Annotated in this window: 1 protein-coding gene; it reads right to left on the reverse strand. The window is 62.2% G+C overall.

The window, feature by feature from the left end; translation table 11 throughout:
• Positions 1-715 (reverse strand): BMP family ABC transporter substrate-binding protein (locus EOA86_RS36170; RefSeq protein ID WP_128345801.1); only part of this gene is annotated, 715 nt, incomplete at its 3' end.
• Between the last annotated feature and the right edge of the window lie 276 nt (positions 716-991).

Consider the following 991-nt stretch of genomic DNA (forward strand, 5'->3'; position numbering starts at 1 on the left):
CCTTACCGCCATCGCCGGCCTTGGTCGTCTCGACCGCCTGCAGCATGCCGAAGCTCGAGCCGTTGCCCTGGCCGAAGATGATGTCGGCGCCGGACGCGATCACACTTTCGGTGACGCGCTTGCCGCCGGCCGCATCGCTGTAGGCGGCGGGCCCGATCACCGCGTAGGTAACCTTGACGTCCGGATTCTCGGCCTTGACGCCCTGCGCGAACGCAGCCGACTGCGAGTTCCACGACGGAGGCTCGCCGGACACGACGATACCGACCGACTTGGAACGCGACATCTTGGCGGCGAGACGACCGGCAAGATACGCGCCCTGGTGACCGCTCAGCGTGTAGTCGGCGACCAGGCCCTTCTCCAGACCGGTCGGTGTATCGACGATCGCCACCGGCACCTTGGTTTCCTTGGCGATTTCGGGTGCCGCGGTGTTGTAGCCGCTGGCATGGGCGATCAGCAGGCTGGCGCCGTCAGCCGCCAGTTCCCGCAATGTCGGCCGCACGTCACCATAGCCGAGCCCCTGCGCCATCACTATCTCGACACCGGCAGCTTTCGCCGCTGCCTTGGCAGCGTCGATGCCTTGCTGGTTCCAGCCATAATCAGTGCCTTCTTCCGGCGTCAGGATGGCAATGGACGTGACTTCGGCGGCAAGTGCGTTGCCCAGCAAGAGGCCGCTTAATATAACAGCGCTTACGCTGCTCTTCAGAAACTTAGACATGTTACCCTCTCTGTTCGGTTGATCCAAGATATTCTTATTGTTATTGCGCAAACGCGAGGTAGGCTGCCTGAACAATCCCATACGGAGTTCAGGCAAGGTGGTTGTGCGATACATCCTTCCGATAGCGCTGGCGTTCACGTCGTTCGCCAGCGCGGTTGAATTGCGGCACATCACCGTGCGAACCGGCACCGACGGGCTCGATCGTGTGCCGCTGACGATTTCGAATGCGGGGCGCGAGGCGCTTTCCTGCAACGCTGACTTCGCCCACTGGTATTC

The organism is Mesorhizobium sp. M5C.F.Ca.IN.020.32.2.1, assembly GCF_004023105.1.
GTDB lineage: Bacteria > Pseudomonadota > Alphaproteobacteria > Rhizobiales > Rhizobiaceae > Mesorhizobium > Mesorhizobium wenxiniae.